Annotated in this window: 21 protein-coding genes; 10 read left to right on the top strand and 11 right to left on the bottom strand. The window is 68.5% G+C overall.

Annotated features, from left to right (window positions below):
• Nucleotide 1 precedes the first annotated feature (1 nt).
• From DT074_RS04155 to DT074_RS04145, 3 genes are read left to right on the top strand one after another with little or no spacing between them, the layout of a single operon-like run.
• Entirely contained in the window at nt 2–718 is a 717-nt protein-coding gene (locus DT074_RS04155) for a DUF484 family protein (RefSeq protein ID WP_162914605.1), read from the top strand.
• A complete protein-coding gene (locus DT074_RS04150; protein ID WP_119418550.1) occupies nt 703–1,656 on the top strand; it encodes a tyrosine recombinase XerC in 954 nt (317 codons plus the stop codon). Before DT074_RS04155 ends, DT074_RS04150 begins: the two co-directional genes overlap by 16 nt.
• Nucleotides 1,653–3,482, top strand: coding sequence for an extracellular solute-binding protein (locus DT074_RS04145; RefSeq protein WP_119418549.1), 1,830 nt, complete (start codon nt 1,653–1,655; stop codon nt 3,480–3,482). Before DT074_RS04150 ends, DT074_RS04145 begins: the two co-directional genes overlap by 4 nt.
• Here the strand turns inward: DT074_RS04145 and DT074_RS04140 are convergent.
• Nucleotides 3,466–5,295: a feruloyl-CoA synthase gene (locus DT074_RS04140; RefSeq protein ID WP_119418548.1), complete on the bottom strand. Its 1,830-nt coding sequence runs from the start codon at nt 5,293–5,295 to the stop codon at nt 3,466–3,468. The genes DT074_RS04145 and DT074_RS04140 overlap by 17 nt on opposite strands.
• An 11-nt stretch (nt 5,296–5,306) precedes the next feature.
• Nucleotides 5,307–7,166 (bottom strand): AMP-binding protein, encoded by a 1,860-nt coding sequence (locus DT074_RS04135; RefSeq protein ID WP_119418547.1) that lies wholly within the window; start codon nt 7,164–7,166, stop codon nt 5,307–5,309.
• A 95-nt stretch (nt 7,167–7,261) separates the two neighbouring features.
• On the opposite strand from DT074_RS04135, the gene DT074_RS04130 reads away from it, so the two are divergent.
• Together DT074_RS04130 and DT074_RS04125 are read left to right on the top strand one after the other, a co-directional pair.
• A complete protein-coding gene (locus DT074_RS04130) occupies nt 7,262–7,888 on the top strand; it encodes a VOC family protein (RefSeq protein WP_119418546.1) in 627 nt (208 codons plus the stop codon).
• 42 nt (nt 7,889–7,930) lie between these two features.
• On the top strand, nt 7,931–9,166 hold the full coding sequence (locus DT074_RS04125; protein ID WP_119418545.1) for a serine hydrolase domain-containing protein: 1,236 nt from the start codon (nt 7,931–7,933) through the stop codon (nt 9,164–9,166).
• Nucleotides 9,167–9,170: 4 nt separating this feature from the next.
• Here the strand turns inward: DT074_RS04125 and DT074_RS04120 are convergent, their stop codons facing one another.
• The 5 genes from DT074_RS04120 to DT074_RS04100 all read right to left on the bottom strand — a co-directional run bounded on the left by DT074_RS04120 (nt 9,171) and on the right by DT074_RS04100 (nt 13,836).
• Nucleotides 9,171–9,890 carry an ABC transporter ATP-binding protein gene (locus DT074_RS04120; protein ID WP_162914604.1) on the bottom strand — a complete coding sequence of 240 codons (720 nt, stop codon included), beginning with the start codon at nt 9,888–9,890 and terminating at the stop codon, nt 9,171–9,173.
• Nucleotides 9,887–10,612 (bottom strand): ABC transporter ATP-binding protein, encoded by a 726-nt coding sequence (locus DT074_RS04115; RefSeq protein ID WP_119418544.1) that lies wholly within the window; start codon nt 10,610–10,612, stop codon nt 9,887–9,889. Before DT074_RS04115 ends, DT074_RS04120 begins: the two co-directional genes overlap by 4 nt.
• Nucleotide 10,613: 1 nt before the next feature.
• Nucleotides 10,614–11,663 carry a branched-chain amino acid ABC transporter permease gene (locus DT074_RS04110; RefSeq protein WP_119418543.1) on the bottom strand — a complete coding sequence of 350 codons (1,050 nt, stop codon included), beginning with the start codon at nt 11,661–11,663 and terminating at the stop codon, nt 10,614–10,616.
• Nucleotides 11,663–12,535 (bottom strand): branched-chain amino acid ABC transporter permease, encoded by an 873-nt coding sequence (locus DT074_RS04105; protein WP_119418542.1) that lies wholly within the window; start codon nt 12,533–12,535, stop codon nt 11,663–11,665. The genes DT074_RS04110 and DT074_RS04105 overlap by 1 nt, the downstream gene beginning before the upstream one ends.
• Before the next feature lie 68 nt (nt 12,536–12,603).
• Nucleotides 12,604–13,836: an ABC transporter substrate-binding protein gene (locus DT074_RS04100; protein ID WP_119418541.1), complete on the bottom strand. Its 1,233-nt coding sequence runs from the start codon at nt 13,834–13,836 to the stop codon at nt 12,604–12,606.
• Between the two features lie 173 nt (nt 13,837–14,009).
• On the opposite strand from DT074_RS04100, the gene DT074_RS04095 reads away from it, so the two are divergent.
• Complete coding sequence (locus DT074_RS04095; RefSeq protein WP_162914603.1) at nt 14,010–14,984, top strand: AEC family transporter; 975 nt, start codon at nt 14,010–14,012, stop codon at nt 14,982–14,984.
• Here the strand turns inward: DT074_RS04095 and DT074_RS04090 are convergent.
• Nucleotides 14,968–15,171, bottom strand: a complete 204-nt coding sequence (locus DT074_RS04090; protein ID WP_119418539.1) for a hypothetical protein — start codon at nt 15,169–15,171, stop codon at nt 14,968–14,970. The genes DT074_RS04095 and DT074_RS04090 overlap by 17 nt on opposite strands.
• 117 nt (nt 15,172–15,288) lie before the next feature.
• A complete protein-coding gene (locus DT074_RS04085) occupies nt 15,289–16,665 on the bottom strand; it encodes an aminotransferase-like domain-containing protein (protein ID WP_119418538.1) in 1,377 nt (458 codons plus the stop codon).
• An 83-nt stretch (nt 16,666–16,748) separates the two neighbouring features.
• Here DT074_RS04085 and DT074_RS04080 point away from each other — a divergent pair, with 83 nt between their 5' ends.
• From DT074_RS04080 to DT074_RS04065, 4 genes are read left to right on the top strand one after another with little or no spacing between them, the layout of a single operon-like run.
• Complete coding sequence (locus DT074_RS04080; RefSeq protein WP_368744413.1) at nt 16,749–16,982, top strand: DUF1127 domain-containing protein; 234 nt, start codon at nt 16,749–16,751, stop codon at nt 16,980–16,982.
• On the top strand, nt 16,982–17,764 hold the full coding sequence (locus tag DT074_RS04075) for a PhzF family phenazine biosynthesis protein (RefSeq protein WP_119418537.1): 783 nt from the start codon (nt 16,982–16,984) through the stop codon (nt 17,762–17,764). The genes DT074_RS04080 and DT074_RS04075 overlap by 1 nt, the downstream gene beginning before the upstream one ends.
• Complete coding sequence (locus DT074_RS04070; RefSeq protein WP_119418536.1) at nt 17,751–18,236, top strand: GNAT family N-acetyltransferase; 486 nt, start codon at nt 17,751–17,753, stop codon at nt 18,234–18,236. The genes DT074_RS04075 and DT074_RS04070 overlap by 14 nt, the downstream gene beginning before the upstream one ends.
• 26 nt (nt 18,237–18,262) lie before the next feature.
• A complete protein-coding gene (locus DT074_RS04065; RefSeq protein WP_119418535.1) occupies nt 18,263–19,318 on the top strand; it encodes a tartrate dehydrogenase in 1,056 nt (351 codons plus the stop codon).
• Here the strand turns inward: DT074_RS04065 and DT074_RS04060 are convergent.
• The gene (locus DT074_RS04060) at nt 19,315–20,025 is read right to left on the bottom strand and encodes a FadR/GntR family transcriptional regulator (protein WP_119418534.1); all 711 of its coding nucleotides are present in this window, start codon (nt 20,023–20,025) and stop codon (nt 19,315–19,317) included. The genes DT074_RS04065 and DT074_RS04060 overlap by 4 nt on opposite strands.
• On the bottom strand, nt 20,022–20,912 hold the full coding sequence (locus DT074_RS04055) for a CoA transferase subunit A (RefSeq protein WP_119418605.1): 891 nt from the start codon (nt 20,910–20,912) through the stop codon (nt 20,022–20,024). Before DT074_RS04055 ends, DT074_RS04060 begins: the two co-directional genes overlap by 4 nt.

Raw genomic sequence — 20,912 nt, 5'->3', positions numbered from 1 at the left:
GATGACCGCGCGTGAAGGCAAGGAGAAGGCGGCGGTCGCGCGGACGCCGACCGACGACGAGATCGAGGCCTTCCTGCAGCGACGGCCCGAGGTGCTGCGCGACAATCCGGCGCTTCTCGCCCGCCTCCAGCCGCCGGATCGCCACGAGGGCGACGCCAAGGTCGCCGATCTGCAGCGCCATATGCTCGATCGCCTGGGCGGCGAGGTGCGGCGGCTCCGCGATACGCAAGGCGCGCTGCTGGCGGCGAGCCGCAACAACCTCGCGACCCAGGGCCAGATCCACCAGGCGGTGATGGCCGCGCTGGAGGCGCCGGGGCGCGAGCATTTCCTGCACACGCTGACTCAGGACTTGCCGCAGATCCTCGATCTCGATGCCGTCGCCTTGGCGGTGGAGGCGCGCGCGCCCGGACCGAAATGGGTGCAGGGCAGCGACATCCGCCTGCTGTCGCGCGGCGGGGTCGAGCGCATGCTGGGTTCCGGCCGCGACATTCTGCTGCGCACCGAGACCGAGCGCGCCCAGGCGCTGTTCGGCCCGGCCGCCGACCTCGTTCGGTCCGACGCGCTGGTGCGGCTCGATCTCGGTCCCGACCATCCGCCGGCGCTGCTTGCTTTCGGCTCGCGCGCGCCGGGCCGGTTTCATCCGGGCCAGGGCACCGAATTGCTGCGCTTCCTCTGCCGCGTCGTCGAGCGGCTGCTGCGCCTGTGGCTCGCACGCTGATCGATCCCGGCCGCTCGGCTGCCGCGCCGCTGGCGGCGGCGGCGCGGGATTGGATCGGCTGGCTGGAAGGCGAGAAGCGTGCCGCGCGGCACACTCTGCTCGCCTATGCCCGCGACCTCGCGGCCTTCGTCGATTTCCTTGGCCTGCATCTCGGCGGCGCCCCGGATCTCGACGATCTGCAAGCCGTCGGCATCGCCGATCTGCGCGCCTATCTCGCCCACCGCCGCGCCGACGGGCTTTCGGCTGCGAGTGCGGCCCGCGCGCTCTCGGCTGTGCGCGGCTTCGTGCGCTGGCTGGAGCGCAACGGACGGCTGCGCAACGCCGCCTTCGCCGCCCTGCGCGGCCCCAAGCGCCGCGCGCCGCTGCCGCGGCCGGTGCAGCCGGAAAGCGCGCTGGCGCTGGTGGACCAGGCGGCCGAAGCCGAGGAAGCCTGGATCGGCCTCCGCGACGCGGCCGTGCTGTCGCTGCTCTACGGCGCCGGGCTTCGCATCGGCGAGGCGCTCGGCCTTGCTGCGGACCAGGCACCGAAAGGCGATACGCTCCGCGTCCGCGGCAAAGGCGGCAAGGAACGCGTGGTGCCGGTCCTGCCGGCGATCCGCGACGCGGTGGCCGCCTATATCGCCGCCTGCCCGCATCGGCCGGCCGGCAAGCAGCCGCTCTTCGTCGGTGCGCGCGGGAAGCCGCTCGACCCCGCCATCATCCAGAAGCGGGTACGCGACCTGCGCCGCGGCCTCGGCCTGCCGGAAAGCGCGACGCCGCACGCGTTGCGCCACAGCTTCGCTACGCATTTGCTCGCAGCGGGCGGCGACCTCCGCGTGATCCAGGAACTGCTCGGCCATGCCTCGCTTTCCACCACGCAGCGCTATACCGAGGTCGAGGCGGCACGCCTGATCGAGGCACACGCAAAGGCCCATCCACGCGCGAAGGCAGCGGCATGAGACGAGCGTTGATCTTCCTGGCCACAGCGCTGTTCGCGATACCGGCGTTGGCCAACGACTTTCGCCACGGCATCTCGGTGTTCGGCGACCTGAAGTATCCGGCCGATTTCAAACATCTCGACTACGTCAATCCGAGCGCGCCGAAAGGCGGCACCTATTCCGAATGGGGCATCCGCCCGTTCGACAATCTCAATCCCTTTATTCTCAAGGGCGTGCAGCCGCTGAAGGTGAGCGACAGCTTCGGCATCGGCTACACCTTCGCCACCCTGATGGCGGCGGTGGAGGACGAGCCGGATTCGCTTTACGGCTATGTCGCCGAGGCGGTGCAGCGCGATCCGGCGAATCGCTTCGTCCGCTTCCGTCTGCGCGAGGCGGCGCAGTTTCACGACGGCACCCCGATCCGCGCGGAAGACGTGGCCTTTACGTTCAATCTGCTGATCAGCAAAGGCCATCCGCAGTATCGGATTCAGATGCGTGGGGTCGCCGCCGCCGTGGTCGAGAGCCCGCGCATTATCCGTTTCGACTTCAATGCCGATGCCACGCGCGACCTGCCGGTGCAGGTGGCCGGCCTGCCGGTGCTATCGAAGGCCGAGATGGCAACGCGCAGTTTCGAGGAGACGACGTTGGCGCCGCTCCTGGGTTCCGGCCCCTACAAGGTGGAACGCGCCGATAGCGGGCGCAGCATCGTTTATCGCCGGGTCGAGAACTGGTGGGGCGCCGATTTGCCGGTTATGCGAGGACGATGGAACTTCGAATTCGCGCGCACCGAGATCTTCCGCGACCGCGATATCGCGCTCGAAGCGTTTTTCGCCGGCGCCTACGATTTCCGCGAGGAGTTCACCGCGCGAAGCTGGACCACCGGCTACGACAAGCCACCCGTAAACGACGGCCGCATTCAGCGGATGACCCTGCCCGACAACACGCCGTCGGGTTACCAGGCGTTCTTCCTCAACCTGCGCCGGGCCAAATTCCAGGACGCGAGGGTGCGCGAAGCTATCGGCCTCGCCTTCGATTTCGAGTGGACCAACAAGAATCTGTTCAATCGCCTCTACAACCGGACCTCCAGCATCTTCCAGAATTCTGAACTGGCCGCGACCGGCGAGCCCTCGCCGGCCGAGCTTGCTCTGCTCGATCCGTTGCGGGAACAGATCCCGGCGCAAGTGTTCGGTCCGGCCTACATCCCGCCAAAGACGGATGGCAGCGGGAACAACCGCGACAATCTGCGCAAGGCCCAGGCGTTGCTGCTGGCCGCCGGCTACCGTTCGAAGGACGGCAGGTTGGTGCATGGGCAAAGCGGCGAACAGCTCGCGATCGAATATCTGTCATGGGAGCCGACCATGGAGCGGATCGTGCAGCCGATCCTCCGCAACCTGGAGCGGCTCGGTATCAAGGCATCGATCCGCCATGTCGATCCTTCGCAGTACGAGCTGCGCATGCGCAGCTTCGATTACGACGTGACGACGCGGCGCACGGCATCGCCGCTGACACCCGGTATCGAGCTTCGCAACTACTGGAGTTCGAGTTCGGCCGGCATAGAGGGCAGCCTCAACCTCGCCGGCATCCGGAATCCCGCTATCGACGCCCTGGTGGAAGCGGCGCTCGCCGCCAAGGACAGGCCGAGCCTAATCGCCGCCGCCCGAGCGCTCGACCGGGTCGTGATGTGGAGTCATTTCGCCATTCCGCAATGGTACAAGGCGGCACATCACGTCGCGTTCTGGGACAAGTTCGGCCGTCCGCCGGCGCCGCCGAAATACGGCATGGCCGTGGTCGATACCTGGTGGATAGACCCTGCCAAGGAAGCTGCGCTGGCTAGTCGATCGCGATGACGTCGGCGACAAGCGGATCGCAGTAGAGCTTCTCGACCAGCGCCGCCCGTCGCTCCAGGGTGGCGCGTTGGTTGATATAGCCCTTGTCGGTGATCTCGTTGCCGTCGATCGACGGCGGCTCGGCCATCAGCAGCAGCCGCGCGATGCGGGTCGACGAGCCTGGATTGGCCTGGTTGTAGGCCGCGAGCCCACGCTTCAGGTGATCGCGCACCGCGGTGGCCGCGAGCACCGTCTCGACCGGCGCGTCCGCGGCGAGCCCTGCGACTGAGCGGCACGCCGCGATATTCGGCCAGGCAAGCAGCGCGACAACGCCGCGATCGTGCCCGCAGACCACCGCGTCCTGCAGCAGCGGGCTTGCCGCCGCCAGCGCGGCGACCCGCACGGCACCCACATTCACCCAGGTGCCGGTGGCAAGCTTGAAATCCTCGGTGACGCGGCCGTCGAACACGATGCCCTTGGCAGGATCGTCCGGATCGGCGAAGCGCCCGGCATCGCCCATCCTGTAGAAGCCCTCCTCGTCGAAGGACGTCTCGGTCAGGTCCGGCCGGCGGAAATAGCCCGGAAACACGCTCGGGCCTTTGACGCGCAGTTCGAGCTTGCCGCCGCTCGGCACCATCTTCACCGCCACGCCCGGCACCGGCAGGCCGATGACACCGGCGCGGTCGATCGGGAAATGCGCCGAGGTGGCGAGCGGCGCCGTCTCGGTCGAGCCCCAGCAAGACGTCATCGGCACTTTGCGGCCGACCGCCTTCAGCGACACGGCTTCGAGCCGCGCCCAGAGATCCGCCGGCAACGCCGCGCCGGCATACATGATGATGCGCAGTCGCCGGAAGAAGCCTTCGGCCAGCCCGGCATCGCTCTCGAGGAAAGGCAGCAGCGCACCGAATCCGGCCGGCACGTTGAAATAGACCGTCGGCGAGACCTCGCGGAGATTGGCCGCCGTGCGTTCGATCAGGCCCGGGGCCGGCCGGCCCTCGTCGATCCAGAACTCGCCGCCATGGCGCAGCACCAGATTGAAATTGTAGTTGCCCCCGAACGTGTGATGCCAGGGCAGCCAGTCGAGCAGCACCGGCGGCGCCTCGTCGAGGAAGGGCCAGCAATGCAGGAGCTGCTGCTGGTTGACCATCAGCATGCGCTGGGTGTTCACCACGCCCTTCGGCATGCCGGTGGAGCCCGACGTAAACAGGATCTTGGCGATGCTGTCGGGTCCGACCCTCGCTTCCGCCGCGGCGACTTCCGGCCCCGGCGCGGTTTCGGCAAGCGCCCCGAATGGCGTGGCGGCGATGCCGGCCGGCGGCGCGCCACTCGTGACCACCTCGACGCCTTCCAGATCGAGTGCCGCCAGCGCGGAGGCGAAGGGCGGACCGTCGGCGACATAGATCAAGCCCGGACGGATCAGATCGACGATAGCGACCACCTTGGCATGGTCGCGGCTCATCAGCGAATAGGCCGGCGAGACCGGCACGAAGGGCACGCCGATCCGCTGGCAGGCGAGCTTGAGCAGCGCGAGGTCGACCGCATTGGCGGACAGCGACAGCACAGGCCGCTCCGGCCCCAATCCGCGCGCCAGCAGGGCCGCCGCAATCCGGGCGCTCTGCCGGGCGGCCTCGCCATAGGTCAGCTTGCGCCAGGCGCCGCCGACCCGCTCGGCGAGGAACAGGCGCTGCGGCGCCTCGCGCGCCCAATGGGCGAGCAGGCTCCCCACCGTCGGCGGATGCTCAGCCAGCGGTTCCGGCGAGGTCAGCACCAGGCTGCCATCGGGCCGCCGCTCGACCTCGATCCGCGGCGCGAGCAGGCGAAGCGGCACGCTCATCGCACTCTCCCTCAGATCACGATCACGTCGGGCGCCGGCGGATCGGCATAGAGCCGCGTGACCAGCGCAGCGCGCCGATCCAGGGTCGCCCGCTGATTGACGTAGCCCTTGTCGGTGATCTCGTTGCCGTCGATCGAGGGCGGCTCCGCCATCAGGATGACGCGCGCGATCCGCTGCGCCGAGCCGGTCGCCTGCGCGTTGTGGCGCGCGATGCCTTCCTTCACCCTGGCGCGCAGCGCCGGCAAGGCGACGATGTCGCTCGCCGGCAGATCCGCGGCGCGTCCGAAGGCGGCCCGGCAGGCGGCGAGATTGGGCCAGGCGAGCAGGCCGATATAGTCGCGGTCCTGGCCGGTGATGACCGCGTCCTGCACCAGCGGCGTCACCGCATCGATCGCGGCCAGCCGCAAGGTGCCTACATGCACGAAGGTGCCGCTGGTCAGCTTGAAATCCTCCACCACGCGGCCGGCGAAGCGCAGCCCCTCCTCCGGCCGGTCCGGATCGACGAAACGGCCGGCATCGCCGATCTTGTAGAAGCCCTCTTCGTCGAAGGCGGCGGCGGTCAGGTCGGGCCGTTTGTGATAGCCCGGGAAGACGATCGGCCCGCGCAGCCGCAGCTCGAAGCGGTCGCCGACCGGGATCATCTTCAGCTCCACGCCCGGAAACGGCAGGCCGATGATGCCGGAGCCCTCCACATACCAGTTGAGCGACGTCGCCGTCGGTGCCGTCTCGGTCGAGCCCCAGCCGGTGACGAAGGCGAGGCGCTCACCGATGGTGCGCACGGCGAGATCCTGCATCTTCTGCCAGACCTCCTGCGGCAGGCTGGCACCGCCATAGGCGAGCAGCTTCACCTTCTGGAAGAAGCGCCGGCACAGCTCCGGATCCTGTTCCAGCTTGGACGCCAGCATGGCGAAGCCGATCGGCGCGCTGCCGAACGAGGTCGGCGAGACCTCGTAGAGATTGGCGATCGTCTCCTCGAACTGCCCGGGGATCGGCCGCCCCGCGTCGATGTGATAGGTGCCGCCGAGGCGCAGCACGTTGTGGATGCCGTAATTGCCGGCCATGGTGTGGTTCCACGGCATCCAGTCGAGCACCACCGGCGGCTCGTCGGGATCGCCCTCGATGGAATGGCTCGCCATCTGCATGTTGGCGCAGAGCATGCGCTGGGTGTTGATCACCGCCTTCGGCATGCCGGTCGAGCCGGAAGTGAAGAGATACTTGGCCACCGTGTCCGGCCCGGTCGCCTCATAGGCGCGGTCGACATCCGGCCCTGCATTGGTGGCGAGCAGCTCCTGAAGGGATGTCGCCGGCAGGTCGCTCGCCGGATCGGCGCCGACCACCACCTCGACGCCGGCGAGATCGAGCGCCCGCAGCGCACGTTCGAACTGCCGCCCGTTCTGCACGAAGACCAGCTTCGGCTCGACCAGGTCGAACACGTATCTCAGCTTCGCATGGTCCTGGCTGACCAGCGAATAGGCGACCGAGACCGGCGCCACTGGCACGCCCACGGTCATGCCGGCGAAGGTCAGCACGGCATGGTCGATCGAGTTGCCGCTCAGGATCATCAACGGCTTGGTCTGGCCGAGACCGCGATTGAGCAGAGCCTGGGCGGCGCGGTCGACCATCTCGCGGAATTCGCCATAGCTGACCCGGCGCCAGGACCGGTCGGCCCGCCGCTCGGCGAGGAACACGCGGTCCGGCGCCTCGGCCGACCAGCGGCGCAGATAGGCGACGATATTGCGCTCGAAGGGCCCAAGCGGTCGCGGGTTGCGCAGCACGATGGTGCCGTCCGCGCGGCGTTCCGCCGCCACCGCGCGCGGGGTAAATTTGACGGCCCGGAACGGCGGCCTGGTTACCGCGGCGGTGTCGTTCATACCGGTATTCCTCCCGACTGGCGCCGGCAACATAGGAAGGCTGGCCCGGCGGCGCAAAGCCGCGATATTGTCGCCGCGAAGGGAGCGAAACGCCGATGCCAGTCCTCGACCATATCCTGTGGGGCGACGACGATCTCGACCGGGGGATCGCGGAGTTCGAAAGGCTCACCGGCATCCGGCCGGCCAAGGCCGGGCGCCATCCCGGCTACGGCACCTGGAACGCGCTCGCTTCGCTGGGCGACGGCGTCTACATCGAGGTCATCTCGCCCGATCCGGAACAGCCGGGCGCCGATTCCGGCCGGCTGCGCCAGATCCGCTCGCTCAGGGCGCCGGGCCTGATGACCTTCGCCATGCGTTCGAGCGACCTCGACGGGCTTGGCGCCCGTGCCCGCGCCGCCGGCTATCAGGCCGGTCCGGTGATCGACCGGTCGCGCCGCACGCCGGAGGGCGCCACGGTGCGCTGGCGCTCGCTCTTCATCGAAGGCCATCCGTTCGACCGCTGGCTGCCCTTCGGCATCGACTGGCTCGACACGCCGCATCCCTCCACGCACATGCCGGCCGGCCTGACCTTGCGATCCTTCACCCTGACCCATCCGCAGGCAGCCGCCCTCACCGCCGCCAACCGCGCGCTCGGCTTCGAGCTGCCGGCGGTCGAGCAAGGCCCGCCGGGCTTCCGCGCGACCATCGCCACGCCGAAGGGCGTGGTCGATCTCGTCGGCTGAGGCGGCAACCCGGCGACACTCAACGGACAGGACACCGCCAGCATGGAAGCCGTCTCGGTCGAATTGCCCCAAGGCAGGGTCGAAGGCCAATGCGCACCGGCTTTCCGGCCGGTGCTCGACGCCTTCGTGGCGAATTTCCGCAAGCGCGACGAAGTCGGCGCCTCGGTCTGCGTGGTGCGCGGCGGCGAGACCCTGGTCGACTTGTGGGGCGGCCTGGCGCGGCCGAAGCAGAACCTGCCCTGGACGCGCGACACCGTCTCCATCGTCTATTCCTGCACCAAGGGCGCGACGGCTCTGTGCGCGCACATCCTGCGCTCGCAAGGCAAGCTCGACATCGACGCGCCGGTGGCCGAGCTCTGGCCCGAATTCGCCGCCGCCGGCAAGGCAAGCGCGACGACCCGGATGATGCTGGACCACTCCGTTGGCGTGCCGGTGTTCAACGATCCGGTGAAGCCAGGCGGCCTCTATGACTGGAACTATGCAACCGGACAACTCGCCGCGCAGTCGCCGAGCTGGGCGCCCGGCGCGCGCAACGGCTATCACGGCCTCACCTTCGGCTGGACGGTCGGCGAGATGGTGCGCCGCGCCTCCGGCCGCTCGCTCGGCACCTTCTTCCAGGACGCTGTGGCCAAGCCGCTCGGCCTCGACTTCTGGATCGGACTGCCGGAAGCGATCGAACCGCGGGTCGCACCGATGCTCCCGTTCATCCCCGCCCCCGAGGCCCCGAAGCGACGCTTCATGCGGGCGGTAACGGAGCAGCCGGACTCGCTCGCCGCCCTGTTCCTGCTCAATACCGGCGGCTTCACGCAAGGCGGAGTCAACACGCGGGAAGGCCATGCGGCGGAGATCGGCGCCGCCAACGGCATCACCAATGCCCGCGGCCTTGCCGGCATGTACGCCCCGCTCGGGGCCGGCGGCGGCGAGCTCGTCGATGCGGCGACGCTCGCCGGCATGGGCGAGGTCTCGATGGCCACGCACGAGGACGCGACGCTGCTCATCCCGACCCGCTTCGCCCTTGGCTTCATGGTGTCGATGGACAACCGCCGCCGCGTGCCCGACGCCAATGCCAGCGTCATCCTGGGCCGGCGTGCCTTCGGCCATGTCGGCGCCGGCGGCAGCATCGGCTTCTGCGATCCGGAATGCGGCCTCGGCTTCGGCTACACCATGAACCGGATGGGCGAAGGCCTGCTGCTCAACGACCGCGGACAGGCGCTGGTCGACGCCACCTATCGCTGCCTCGGTTATCGGGACGACGCGGCGGGTCATTGGCGGAAGTGACGGCTCACATGCCGAGATAGGCCTGCCGGACACCTTCATGGTCCAGCAGTTCCTGGCCGGTGCCGCTCAGCACGATGCGGCCGTTCTCCAGCACATAGGCGCGGCCAGCGAGCTTCAGCGAGACGGCGACGTTCTGCTCGACCAGGATCACCGTGATGCCGTCGCGGTTGAGCTGCTCGATGATGCCGAACACTTCCTGCACGATCGCCGGAGCGAGGCCGAGCGAGGGCTCGTCGAACATGATCAGCTCGGGCTCGCCCATCAGGCAGCGGCCGATCGCCAGCATCTGCTGCTCGCCGCCCGACATGGTGCCGGCATGCTGGCCGCGCCGCTCGGCGAGGCGCGGGAACAGCGCATAGACGCGGTCGCGGTTGCGCGCCCTGGTCGCGCGCCCGCGCGGCAGGAATCCGCCGACATCGAGATTCTCCTCGACCGTCAGGCCGGCGAAGATCTGCCTCCCTTCCGCCACCTGGCCGATGCCGAGATCGGCGACCCTGTGGCTGGGCCAGCCGGCGATGTCCTGCCCCTTGAACAGGATGCGGCCGCGGCGCGGCTTCTCGATGCCGTGAATGGTCCGGATCAGCGACGACTTGCCGGCGCCGTTGGCGCCGATGATGGCGACGATCTCGCCGGCGCCGACATCCAGCGCCACATCCTCCAGCGCGGCGGCGTCGCCGTAAAACAGGTCCAGATCGCGGACCTCCAGGATCGGGGCCGCGCTCATACCGCCGCCCCGCCGAGATAGCTCGTCAGCACGGCCGGGTCGCGCACCACCGCCTCCGGCTTGCCCTCGGCGATCTTCTCGCCGTGATGCAGCACCATCACCCGGTCCGACAGGGCCATGACGGCCCGCATCACGTGCTCGATCAGCACGATGGTGAGGCCGGCCTCCGCACGCAGCCGCTGCAGGATAACGACCATCCGGTCGGTCTCGGTCGGGCGCAGACCCGCCATCACCTCGTCGAGCAGGATCAGCTTCGGCCCGGTGGCCAGCGCGCGCGCGACTTCGAGGCGCTTGCGGTCCGGCAGGGTCAGGTTGGACGCGTGCATGTGCCGCCTGTGGCCGAGCTCGAGCAGGTCGAGACAGTCGGCTGCCGCCAGCCTGGCCGCGGCCACCTCGCGATGCGCGTGCAAGGCGCCGACGGTGACGTTCTCCAGCACCGTCAGCTCGGCGAAGGGCTGCACGATCTGAAAGGTGCGGCCGATGCCGGCATCGCACACCTTGTCGGGCCGGAAGCCGGTAATGTCCCGCCCGTCGAACTGCACCTGGCCCCGGTCGGGCCGGAACGCGCCCGCGATCATGTTGAACAGCGTGGTCTTGCCGGCGCCGTTCGGCCCGATGATGCCGAAGATCTCCTTCGCCTCCACGGCAAAGGAGACGTCGCTCACCGCCCGCAGCCCGCGGAAGCTCTTGGCCACGCCCTCGACCTGCAGCAGCGGCGCCATGTCAGGACCGCTCCGACGGCGGCTTGACCAGGCCGAGCCGGTCGCAGATCCAGGGCCAAATCCCGCGCGGCCGGAGCAGCACGATGGCGGCGACGGCGATACCCCAAAACAGCGGCTTCACGCCGTCGACTTTCACATGCCTGCCGATGGCACCGCTCGTCTGCAGCCATTCGACGCCGGCGGTGAACAGCTCGCCGAGCGGCGTCAGGACGAAGGCGCCGAAGATCGGGCCGAACAGGGTGCCGACACCGCCGACGATCGGCGCCAGGGTCAGTTCGATCGAGCGCTCGATGCCGAACACCTGCTCCGGGAACAGGTTGTTGTAGAAGAAGGCGTAGAACACGCCGCCCACCGCCGCCATGCCAGCGGAGATCATCGCGGCGTACATCCGGTAGCGGAAGACATCGACGCCAAGCGCCTGCGCCGCCGCCGGATTGTCGCGGATCGCCCGCCAGTAATAGCCGGTGCGCCCGGTCAGCAGCCAGCGGCAGAGCGCCAGGGCCGCCAGCGCCAGGGCCAGGATCAGGTAATAGAACATCTCCGGCGAGCCGCGCAGGTTGAGCAGGTCGAAGCCGTGCCGGCTCGCGGCCGAGACCGGCAGGAAAAGCCCTTCGGTTCCGCCGAGGAACTTCGCGTGATCGACCATGATGCGGGTGAACTCGGCGAACGCGATGGTCAGCAGCGCGAAATAGACACCGCCGATGGCGAAGCGGAAGCCGAGATAGCCGATCAGCGCCCCCGCCGCGACGGCGATGGCGACGCCGGCCAGCACGCCGAGCAGCGGCGGCACGCCGTGGATCGCGAACAGATAGGCCGAGGCATAGGCGCCGATGCCGACGAACAGCGCATGCCCGATGGAGAGCAGGCCGGCGATGCCGAGCATTAGGTTCCAGGCCTGGCCGAGGAAGGCGAGGTAAAGCACGATCGTGGCGACGGTCGCGATATAGCTGGAGACCAGGCTCGGCAGCGCGACGAGCAGCACCACGAAGCCGGCCAGCGCCGCGAGGCCGCGGCCGGTCAGGTCGCCGAGCAGCCGGGTGTAGAGCGACATCAGTGCGGCGCCTTGCCGAGCAGGCCCTGCGGCCGGAGCAGCAGCACGACGATCAGCAGCGCGAAGCTGAACGCCGTCTTCAGCGAGGGCTGGATCACCACGGCGGCCATAGCCTCCGCCACGCCGATCAGCACGCCCCCAAGCAACGCGCCGAACAGGCTACCCATGCCGCCGATGATCACCACGATGAAGGCAAGCAATGTGTAGCCCGGCGCGAGATAGGGATGCACATCGACCAGCAGCAGGATGATGCAGCCCGCGGCGCCGATGCAGGCCGAGCCGATACCGAAGGTGAGCGCGTAGAGCCGGCCGACATTCAGGCCCACCACCTGGGCACCGAGATAGTTGTCGGCGCAGGCGCGAATGGCGCGGCCGACGGTCGCGTATTTGAAGAAGGCGAGCAGAAGGCCGGCGACCAGCACCGCCGCGATGGCGGCATAGAGCCGCGTCTTGTCGATCACCAGCAGGCCGACCGCGAAGGAATCGAGCGCGTAGTCGAGCTGGACGCCCTGCGGATCGGGCCCGAACACGATCAGGCAGCCACTGACCATTGCGATGGCGATTGCCGCCAGCAGCAGGAACTGCATGTGGTCGGCGAGATGCGCGACGCGCCGGATCACCAGGCTCTGCAGCAGATAGCCGAACACGAACAGCAGTGCGGCGACCAATGGGACCGACAGCAGCGGGTCGAGGCCCAGCCAGCGGAACAGCACCAGCGCGGCGAACATGCCGATCACCAGCAATTCGCCATGAGCGAAGTTGACGATGCGGATGACACCGAAAATAACCGAGAGGCCGAGCGCGCTCAGACCATAGACCATGCCGGTGAGAATGCCCGCGACCAGCGCGTTGGCCAGTGTCTCGACGTCCAAGTGCCCCCCGACCTATTCACGGCACCGCCGACCGCGGACCGGACCCGGCCCGCGGTCGACAACATATATCAGGCGCGCTTGCTCCAGGGCGTCATCGGCCATACCGGCTTGGTCTCGGCCGCCTCGGCCGGGAAGATCGCGAGATTCTTGCCGCCGCGATTCTGCACGGCGGAGCAGCGCGTCTTCGGGTTCTGGTGCTTCTCGTCGAACTTGACGCCAGGGCCGACCGTCACGTTGTCCTTGATGTCGGTCTTCTCCAGCGCGGCGATCAACTTCGCCGCGTCGGTCGCGCCGGCACGCTTGTAGGCATCGGCGATGATCAGCATCGCCTCGAAGGTATGGGCGTGGTTGGTGTTGACCGTCAGTCCGGCATGCGCCTTCTGCATCGCCGCCACCAGCGCCTTGCTCATCGGCTTGTTCGGGTCGTACCAGGGCACCAGGCTGACCACGTCGTCGCCGTGCTTGCCAAGCGCCTGCATGTACTGGCCCTCGTACCAGCCGGGGCCGGAGGAGATGATGCCCATCGGCTCCCAGCGCTGCTTGATCATCTCGCGCGTCATCAGGATGGCGTCGTTGAGCCGGCTGATGAACCACACCGCCTCGGCATTGGTGCCCTTGCCCTTGCGCACCTCGGCCGAGAGGTCGCGCGCCGCCGGGTCGTAGGAGATCCGCTCGACGATCTTGTAGGGCATGTCGAACTTGTCGATCAGCTTGGTAATGGCGTCCGCCTGCGAGGTGCCGAAGGTATCGTTGACATGCATCAGCACCACGGTCTTCGGCGCCTTGCCGGTGGCCGCGTACATCTCCTTCTGCAGCAGGAAGGCGTCGGTCGCGATCATCGGGCCGGTCGGGAAGTTGCGGAACACCGTCTTGAAGCCCTGCTCGGTCAGCGACGGCACGGCGGCGATGTTGACGACGAAGGGAATGCCCTTCTGCTCGCAGACCTGGGCAGCCGCCAGGGTCTGGCCGGAATCGAAACAGCCGGTCAGCACGTGGATGCCCTGGTCGATCAGCTTCTCCGCCTGGGCGCGGGCGATCTGGGGATTGGTCTCGGTGTCGCCGAGCACCAGTTCCATGTCGCCGAAGCCCTTGGACTTGAGCAGCGCGGGCGCGAGATCGGCGGCGCGCTGGCAATCGATGCCGATCTGCGCCTGCAGGCCGGATTTCGGCAGCAGCACGCCGACCTTAAGCTTGCTTCCCTGAGCCCGACCGATATTGAACGGCGCCGCCCCGGCTACCAGGGCGGCAACACCGCCCGCAAGCACCGCCCGACGCCGCGGACGCGAAGTCGCGAGTTCCATTCGAGTGTCTCCCCTGAACAAGGTTGCCTGCCTCGACCAGCGCTCTTGGAACGCGGCAACCCAATTGTTGCTGACCATAACAAAATACGATCCGGCCGCAAGTGGCGTAAGCCTCGCCGCGCGTAAGCGTCATGCTAGCTTGCGCGCCCGTTACCTTGCCACGCTTCCCCCGCATGCAGGCCATTCTGTCGATTTCGCTGCCGTTTTTCGGCCTGGTGTTCTGCGGCTTCGCGGCACGGCGGACCAACCTGCTGCCGGAGCCCGCCGTGGTCGGGCTCAACGCCTTCGTGTTCTGGTTCGCCCTGCCGGCGCTCCTGTTCTACAAGCTCGCGACCACGCCGACGGTCGGCAGTTTCGACTTCCGGCTGCTGCTCGCCTATTCCGGCGCCGGGCTCGCCTGCTACCTGCTGGCCGCGCTGGCAGGGCGCGTCTTCTTCGGCGCCCGGCTCGGCGAATGCGGCATCCAGGGCATGGCCGCCGCCTATCCCAATGTCGGCTATATGGGCCTGCCGCTGGTGATCCAGATCTGGGGCGACGCGGCGCTCGCCCCGGCGATCATGATCCTGATCACCGACACGCTGCTGCTGTTCACGCTGACCACCCTGCTGCTCGAAGCCGATACCGGCAAGCCGACCACGCTGTTCGCGACCTTGACGCGCGTAGTGCGTGGGCTCGCGCGCAATCCCCTCCTGATCGCGGCGCTGCTGGGGCTCGCCTGGTGGCTGCTCGCTCTGCCGCTGCCGCTGCCGGTCGCCAGCCTGCTCGGCCTGCTCGCCAACGCGGCGGCGCCCTGTGCGCTATTCGCCCTCGGCGCCACCCTGGTCGGCCAGCCGGTCAGCGGCGACAAGGCAGAGGTCGGCACCCTCGTCTTCCTCAAGCTGGTAATGCATCCAGCGCTCGCCGGCCTGTTCGCGCTCGGCCTGCAGCTCGACCCTTTCCTCACCTGCCTTGCAGTGGTGGAGGCAAGCCTGCCCTCGGCCGCCAATGTCTTCGTGCTGGCGACCGTCTACGGCCGGCGGCCGCGGCGGGCATCCACCGTGGTGCTCGCTTCGACCGCGATCGGCGTGGTGACGGTGTCGATCGCGGTGGCCATCGCCGCCGGCGATCTCGATCTGTTGGCGGTTTTTAGCCCTACCAGCGGCGGGTAAAGGCCCGCGGCGCTGCGACATAGGCGAGCAGGGCAATGCCCGCGGCGGCCAGGGCATAGGGACCGGCGGCATCGATCATCGCACGCTTGGCCTGCAAGGTCGGGGCGACGCCCAGGATGACCAGTGCCACCATCGCACCGAGGAGCAACCCCAGCGCCATCACGGCCGGCATCGAATGCTTGGTCATGACCGCCTCTCGTATCGTCATGACGCGACGCTATAGCCGGGGTCGGCGACAGCGCTGTGACGCACGTCAATATATGCCGTTTCGGCCAGGTCGAAAATATGGATTGACAATCGGCGGCTAGACGATCGCGCGCCGATTCGGCGGGGTCTGGCGGCAGAGATCGGCCAGCGCCGCCAAGGCGGCGCGCAGGGCCACGCGATCCGCCGCACCGGCGAGCGAGATGCGAACCGATTCGGGCGCGAATTCCGGCAGCACCGCGAACCGGCTGGCCGGCACGACGATGATGCCGCGCGATTCCGCCGCGGCGGCGAAGGCGGCAGCGGTCCAAGGCTCCGGCGGGCTCAGCAGAACATGCATGCTGCCCGGATCGCCGCGCATGTCGAGCCCCGCAAGCGCCTCCGCGGCCAGCTGCTGCCGCGCCTCCAGCTCGCGGCGCTGCGCCTGCACCAGCCGGTCGGCGGTGCCGTCGGCGATCCAGCGGGCGACGATCTCGGCGTTCAGCCCCGATGGCCCGAGCGAGCGCGCATGCACCGCCCCGGCGAGCCGCGGCACCATCTGCGCCGGCGCCACGATCCAGCCGATCCTGAGGCCGGGGACGAAGCATTTCGACGCGCTGCCGATATAGATCGTGCGCTCCGGTGCCATGGTGGCGAGGGCGACGGGGCGATGCGCGGGCAAGGTGCCATAGACGTCATCCTCGATCAGGATCAGATCCTCGCGCCGGGCCGCCTCGGCGATCGCCTGCCGGCGGGCCAGGCTCATGGTCGCGTTGGTCGGGTTCTGCAGGGTCGGCTGCAGCATGACCATGCGGGCGCCGCTGCGCCGCGCGGCCGCCTCCAGCGCCTCGGGCACCATGCCTTCGGCATCCATCTCGACCGGCTCGATGGCCCGGTCGCTGAGCCGCGCCATGTCGATCCAGACGCTGTAGGTCAGCCGCTCCATCAGCACCGGCCGGTCGTTGCGGCCGAACAGGGTCAGCGCGATGCCGAGCGCCTGCTGCGCGCCGGCGGTGATGATCACATCATCCGGCCGGGCCGACAGGCCGACCTGGGAGAGCCAGCCCGCGATCGTCGCCCGGTGCGCCGCATGGCCGCCGATCGGCGGATAGCCGACCAGGCAGTCGATATCGCGCGCGGTGACGCCGGACAGCCGCCCGACCAGCGCCTGGCGGGTCTCTGCCGTGGCCAGCGCGTTGTGCGACAGGTCGATCGGATCGCCGGGCTGGCGCGTGCCGGCGAGCGGCGCCGTGTTGGGCCGGCGCGCATAGGTGCCGCGCCCCACTTCGCCGGAGAGATAGCCGAGCCGCTCCGCCTCCATATAGCCGCGGCTGACGGTCCCCACCGTCACCCCCAGTTTCCAGGCCAGCTCGCGCTGTGGCGGCAGGCGTACGCCGGTCGGCAGCGCGCCGGTTTCGATCGCATCGACGATGGCGTCGGCCAGCGCGCGGTAGACCGGTCCGATACGGCTAGACAGGTCAGGCAGCCAAATTGTCATGGTGACAATTCCTAGATTGACACCATTCAATCGTCAAGGCATTTCTGCCAATCGGAGCATTTGCTCCGCCATAGGAGTCAACAATGTGGGAAAGGATCGATACAATCGCGCGGCTTCCGGCCATGGACCGGGCCGCCATGCTGGGCGTGCGGCTGTGGGAGGATCTGAAATCCCTGGCCGTGCTCGTGGTGGGCTGGCAGGCGCGTGCGCGTGAGCGCAATCACCTCGCCCGCCTCGACGACCGCATGCTGCGCGATGTCGGCCTCTCCCGCGCGGATACCGAGCGGGAATGGCGCAAGCCGTTCTGGTACCCGTGATGCGCGCGCCGATCTTCCAGATCGACGCCTTCACGGCGGAGCGCTTTCGCGGCAATCCGGCAGCGGTCATGCCGCTGCCGGATTTCCCGGACGACGAGACGATGCGCGCCATCGCGGCCGAAAACAATCTCGCCGAGACCGCCTTTCTGGTCGCCGACGGGGAAGCGTGGAAGCTCCGCTGGTTCACGCCGGAAGTCGAGGTGCCGCTCTGCGGCCATGCGACCCTGGCCAGTGCCTGGGTGGTGTTCAACCGTCTGAAACCGGGCAGCGATCGCGTCGATTTCGACACCAGGAGCGGCCGGCTCACCGTCACGCGGGACGGCGACTGGCTCACGATGGACTTCCCGGTGCGATCATTCGCGCCGGTCGCGACGCCCCCTGCCCTGACCGCCGCGCTCGGCCGGGCGCCGGCCCAGGTGTTGGACGGCCACAACTATCTCGCCGTGTTCGATACGGCGGCGGATGTGCGCGGCTTGACGCCGGACTATCGCGCGCTCGCCGAGCTCGACCGCATGGGCGTCGTCGTCACCGGTCCCGGCGACCAGGGCTATGACTGCGTCAGCCGCTATTTCGCACCCAAAGCCGGCATCGACGAGGATCCGGTGACCGGCTCGGCGCATTGCGCCATCGCGCCCTACTGGTCGGCCCGCACCGGCAAGCGCGAGATCCGCGCCTTCCAGGCCTCGCGCCGCGGCGGCGAGATTCTTTGCCGGATGAACGGCGACAGGGTGGACCTGAAGGGAAAATGCGCCTTCTATATGGAGGGCCATGTCGAAATCTGATCCGATTGCCATCCAGCCGGCGACGTCGCCGGACCAGCTCGCCGCCACCCGGGATTTGTTCCGGGCCTATGCCGACAGTCTCGGCTTCAGCCTAGATTTCGAAGATTTCGCTGCCGAGCTCGACTCGCTCCCCGGCATCTACGCGCCACCGAAAGGCGCCCTGCTCCTGGCTCTCAAGGATGGAAATGCGATCGGCTGCGTTGCGATGCGCCAGCTCGACGAGCAGACCGGCGAAATGAAGCGGCTGTACCTGACCCAGGAAGCCCGCGGCGCCGGCGTCGGCCGCAAGCTCTGCGAAGCCCTGATCGCCGCCGCGAAGCGCGCCGGCTACACCCGCATGCGGCTCGACACCGTGCCGGGCAAGATGGATTCGGCGATCACGCTCTACCGCGCGCTCGGCTTCCGCACCATTCCACCCTACAACCAGAGCCCGATCCCCGGGATCATCCACATGGAGCTGAGCTTGGGCTAATCTCGTCGCATAGACGGGAGGAGCTCATGGCACATCGGATTGCGGTCATCGCCGGCGACGGCATCGGTCACGAAGTGGTGCCGGAAGGCATCAAGGCGCTGGAAGCCGCAGGGCGGAAATTCGGCATCAAGTTCGAGTTCAAGGAGCTCGACTGGTCCTGCGAGCGCTACCGCAAGACCGGCCGCATGATGCCGGAGGACGGGCTCCAGCAGATCGCCGACATGGATGCCGTGTTCCTCGGCGCCGTGGGCCATCCCGACGTGGCGGATCATGTCTCGCTCTGGGGCCTGCTGATCCCGATGCGCCGGCAGTTCGAGCAATACGTCAACAAGCGCCCCGTCCGCCTGCTGCCCGGCATGACCTCGCCGCTGCGCGACCGTGGGCCGGCCGATATCGACATGATCATCATCCGCGAGAATTGCGAGGGCGAGTATTCCGAGATCGGCGGCCGGCTCTATGGCGGCACCGATGCCGAGATGGCGATGCAGCAGACGGTGTTCACCCGCCGCGGCGTCGACCGGATCATCCGCCACGCCTTCGAGCTCGCCCGCAAGCGCAAGCGCAAGCACGTCACCTCGGCCACAAAGTCGAACGGCATCATCCACACGATGCCGTACTGGGACGAGCGCTTCAAAGCGATCGCCGCCGAGTATCCGGACGTGAAGACGGCGCAGTTCCACATCGACATCCTGTGCGCGCATTTCGTCGCGCATCCGGACTGGTTCGACGTCGTGGTCGGCTCCAACCTGTTCGGCGACATCCTGTCTGACCTCGGGCCGGCCGTCGCCGGCTCGATCGGCATCGCGCCCTCCGCCAACCTCAACCCGGAGCGCAAGCTGCCCTCGATGTTCGAGCCGGTGCACGGCTCGGCGCCCGACATCGCCGGTCGCTACATCGCCAACCCGATCGGACAGATCTGGTCCGGCGCCATGATGCTGGAGCATCTCGGCCATCCGGAAGCCGCGCGCGCCGTCGAGGCGGCGATCGAGCGCGTGGTCAAGGAAGGCCGCGTGCTGACCCGCGATATGGGCGGCCAGGCCGGCACGCGCGAGCTCGGCCAGGCCATCGCCGAGGCGATCTAGCGGGCCGTCTTCGACAGATAGTACCGATGCAGCCGGCGGAGATGGCTTTCCATCTCCGCCACCGCCGCACCCGCATCCCGCGCCTCCATATGCCGCATGAAGCGCTGTCGCGACGGCAGCACATAGCGGTTCTCGTGCGGGCCGATGGCGCGGATGAAGTGCTGCATGATGTCGGTAATCGCGTCCATCATGATCGCCATGATGGGATTGCGCGTCGCGCGGGCGATCAGGCGATGAAATTCGAGGTGGATTTCCGCCCGCGTGAAGAAATCCGCACCGGCGTCGCGGGCGGCGGCGATGTTGGCACGCATCGCGGCGAGGTCCGCCGGCGTCGCCCGTTCGCAGGCCGCGCGCACGGCGATGCTCTCGATCCAGACCCGTGCCTCGGTCAGGTGATCCGGCCCGATGGCGCCGAGATGGTACATGTCGCGCAGGCCGGCGATCACAGCGCTGCCGGTTTCCTCCGCCACGAAGGCGCCGCCGGCGGCCCCCTTCTTCAGCTTCAGCAGGCCGGCATTCTCCAGTGAGCGCAAAGCCTCGCGCAGCGTGTTGCGCGACACGCCGAGCTGTTCCGACAGCGCCCGCTCCGACGGCAGGCGGTCGCCCGGGCGCAGGCGCCCGAGCGCAAGCTCGCCGCGGATCTGGCCCGCGATCTCCTCGAAGGCGCGCGCCGTCCTGATCGGGCGGAAGTCCGCGGCGGCGCTCACGCGACGTTGCTCTCCGACACCGCGAGCTCGGACAGCCGGCCGCCGCCGATCCGGTCGAGATAGGCGGAGTTTTCCCCGGCACCGGAGACATAACGTTCCAGGTAGGCGCCGAAACCCTCCGGCTTGGCGCTGGCCTCCACGTATTCCCTGAGATGCGCCTCGTCGGCGCGGTAGATGGCGGCGCTGGCGGTCGGGTGCGCGCCGAACGGCGCCTCCACCACGGCGTCCACCAGCGCATAGGGCAGCTTGGTCAGATGGTTCGAACGGCGGATGGTCTCGGGCGAGACGATGCGGTCGACCGAGACGACGACGCGGCGCGAGGCCTGGGCCAGCATCACATCGAAGAACGGCGCACCGAGGAACTGCACGTTGCCGAACTCGTCGGCCTGCTGCGCATGCAGCAAGCAGACATCCGGCCGGATCGGCTGCACCGCGAGCAGGCGCCGCTCGCCCGGCGCCGTCGGCAGCGGCCGGTAATGTGCCGGATTCACCTTCGGCAGGTCGGTGGCAAGATCCGGGATCGGCATCCAGGGCAGGTCGCAGATGGCGGCGCGCAGGCCCCCGGCATAGCCCGGCCCGTCCATTTCATGCACCTGGATGCTGCCCCGTTCCGCGGCGCGGCGGAAATGCGGCGCGAGGCCATGCTGCTCGAAGCTGATGAAGACACAGACCGTGCTGCGCGCCCGTCCGGCGCCGATCAGCAGGTCGGGCGCGATGGAGCCGGGCGAGGGCACGAGATCGAGGTCCTTGGCCCCTTGCCGGACCAGCGCTCGCACCAGCGCCATCGGCTGGGAATGAAAGATCCAACCGCCGAGACCGACCGCAGCGCCATCCTTCACATCGGCGACGGCATCCTCGAGCGAGACAAGCTTGGAAGTGCGCGCCAT

Origin of the sequence: Desertibaculum subflavum (assembly GCA_003576705.1) — a bacterium.
Taxonomy (GTDB): Bacteria; Pseudomonadota; Alphaproteobacteria; order Ferrovibrionales; family Ferrovibrionaceae; genus Desertibaculum; species Desertibaculum subflavum.
This window is presented reverse-complemented; position numbering and strand designations above follow the sequence as displayed.